Origin of the sequence: Kineococcus indalonis, assembly GCF_009906395.1 — a bacterium.
Classification (GTDB): Bacteria; Actinomycetota; Actinomycetes; order Actinomycetales; family Kineococcaceae; genus Kineococcus; species Kineococcus indalonis.
This window is the reverse complement of record NZ_JAAALM010000539.1, coordinates 1-2,625: the sequence shown is the minus strand read 5'-3', so window position 1 is coordinate 2,625 and position 2,625 is coordinate 1. Positions and strand designations below refer to the sequence as shown.

At 82.4% G+C, this 2,625-nt stretch carries 3 protein-coding genes; all 3 read left to right on the top strand.

The window, feature by feature from the left end; genetic code table 11:
- Positions 1-788: OB-fold nucleic acid binding domain-containing protein (locus GTR00_RS18560; protein WP_323132597.1), on the top strand; the 788-nt coding region annotated here is incomplete at its 5' end.
- An 85-nt stretch (positions 789-873) separates the two neighbouring features.
- The gene (locus tag GTR00_RS18555) at positions 874-1,623 is read left to right on the top strand and encodes a methyltransferase domain-containing protein (RefSeq protein WP_166613049.1); all 750 of its coding nucleotides are present in this window, start codon (positions 874-876) and stop codon (positions 1,621-1,623) included.
- 57 nt (positions 1,624-1,680) lie between these two features.
- The coding region (locus GTR00_RS18550) for a DNA polymerase Y family protein (RefSeq protein ID WP_166613048.1) at positions 1,681-2,625 on the top strand (945 nt) is incomplete at its 3' end.

The window sequence follows — 2,625 nt, the reverse complement described above, 5'->3', positions numbered from 1 at the left end:
ACCAGGGGGTGGGCCCGGGGGTGGACGTGCGGGCCGCCGCCCGGCGCCAGGTGCGCACCCGCGCGCCCGGCGCGGGCCCGGCCGGGGACGGCGCCGCGGTGCAGCTGGCCCTCGACCTCGGCGACGGCGCCGAGGAACCGGTCGCCTCCGGCCTGCCCGAGCTCGGCGCCTCCCAGCGGGTGCGCGCCGAGCTGGAGGTGCTGGGCCTGGACGTCAGCGCGCACGTCGTCACCGCGTACGTGCCGCTGCTGCGGGCGCTGGGCGTCACGCCGGCCCGCGAGCTGCTGCACCGGCGCAACGGCGCGGAGCTGCTGGTGGCCGGGGTGAAGGTCGCCACCCAGACCCCGCCGGTGCGCTCGGGCCGGCGGGTGGTGTTCCTCACCCTCGACGACTCCACCGGGCCCGCCGACGCGGCCTTCTTCGAGGACGCGCAGGACCCGTGGGCGGCCACCGTCTTCCACTCCTGGCTGCTGCTGGTGCGCGGGGTGCTGCGCCGCACCGGCCCGCGCGGGGTGTCGCTGCGCGCCACCGGCGCCTGGGAGCTGACGCAGCTGCACCGGCTGTGGAGCGCGCACGGCGAGCCCGCGGTGCGCGCGCTGCTGGACGCCGCCCCGGCGCGGCGCGCGGACCCGCCCCCGCGCGTGCTCGTGCACCCCAGCGGCTTCCGGCAGTCCCCGTACGCCGACCTGCGCCCGCCGGGCGAGGACGTGCGCGCCACCCGCCCGGCGGCCCGCGGCGCCGCCCCGCGGCGCCTGTGGAGCTCCAGCCCGGGCAGCTCGGGGTGGTGAGCCGGCGCGCGCCCCGGGTGGCGCCGCGGCCGGGTGCGCCCCGGTGTCTAGGGTGGGGGCCGTCCGCGAGCGCTGGGAGGAACGGGTGGCGAAGGAACGGGGCCGTCCGGCCACGTCGACGGTCCTCTGGGACGGGGTGCGGCGGCTGCTCGCCGACGCGGCCGGCCCGGCCGGCGGAGGCGGTGCGGCGCTGTCGGTGGTCGACCTCGGCGGCGGCACCGGCGGGCTGGCCGTGCGCGTGGCCGCGCTGGGGCACGACGTCGTGGTCGTCGACCCCTCCCCGGACGCCCTGGCGGCCCTGGAGCGGCGCACCGCCGAGGCCGGTCTGGCCGGCCGGGTGCGCTCGGTGCAGGGCGACGCCACCGAGCTGGCGGACCTGCTGCCCGCCGGCAGCGCCGACGTCCTGCTGTGCCACGGCGTGCTGGAGGTCGTGGACGACCCCGCCGCCGCGCTGCGGGCGGCGCGCGAGACCCTGCGCCCGGGCGGCCTGCTCAGCCTGCTCGTGGCGCAGTGGCCCGCGACGGTCCTGGCGCGGGTGCTGGCCGGGCAGCTGCCCCAGGCCCTGCACGCCCTGTCCGGCCCGGAGCACCGCTGGAGCGGCACCGACCCGCTGCACCGGCGCTTCGACCGCGCCTCGGCGACGCAGCTGGCCGAGGCGGCCGGCTTCACCGTCACCGCGGTGGAGGGCACCCGCACCTTCAGCGACCTGGTGCCCGCCGCCCGCGCGGAGGCCGAGCAGGACGTGGCGCTGCTGCGCGAGCTGGAGGCGCGCGCGGCCCGCTCCCCGGAGCTGCTGGCGCTGGCCGCGCACCTGCACCTGCACGCCCGCCGCTGACGCCCGCGCCCGCCGGCCACCGCGACCGGCGGCCCGGCGCGGCGCCGGGGGTGCGCGGTGAGCCCCGGCACCCCCGGTACCCCCAGCACCGCGGCCGCCGACGCGCCGGACGAGCGGGGCTGCTCGGTGCTGCACGTGGCGGTGGACGACCTCGCCGTCGCCGTGCGGCTGCTGCGCCACCCGGAGCTGACCGGCCTGCCGGTGGTCGTGGCCGGCGGGCGCGGGGTGGTGCTCTCGGCCTCCCCCCGCGCCCGCGAGGCCGGCGCGCACCCCGGCGCGCCGCTGGGCCGGGCCCGGCGGCTGTGCCCGGGGCTGACGGTGCTGGCCCGCGACCCGGGCGCGGAGCAGCGCGCCTGGGCCGGGGTGCTGGGGCTGCTGCGCTCCCTGACGCCCGCGGTGGAGGAGCTGCGGCCCGGCGCGGCGTGCCTGGAGGTGTCCGGCGCGGCGCGGCGCCTGGGTGGCCCGGGGCGCATCGCGCGCCTGGTGCGCGACGCGGTGGCCGACGAGCAGGGCCTGGCGTGCTCGGTGGGCGCCGGCCCCACCCGGCTGGTCGCCGCCCTGGCCGCCGGCGCGGCCGCCGCGCGGCCCGGGGGCGGGGTGCTCCTGGTGCCGCGCGCGCGGGCGCTGGGGTTCTTGCACGCCGCGCCGGCCGCGGCGCTGCCCGGGGTGGGCCGGCGCACCGCCGAGCTGCTGGAGCAGCTGGGCCTGCGCACCGCGGGGGACGTCGCCCACACCCCCGCGGCGACCCTGCGCCGGGCCCTGGGCGGGCGGGCCGGCGACCGGCTGCACGCCCTGGCCTGGGGTCGGGAGGAGGGCCCGCCGCCCGCGGCCGCGCCGCCGCCGGCCTCCCTGGGCGCCGGGAGCGCCTTCGCCCGGGACGTCGACGACCCGCGCGCGGTGCACCGCGAGCTGCTGCGCCTGGCGGTGCGCACGGCGGGGCGGGCCCGCGCCGCCGTGCTGGCCGGGCGCACCGTCGTGCTGCGCGTGCGCTTCGCCGACGGC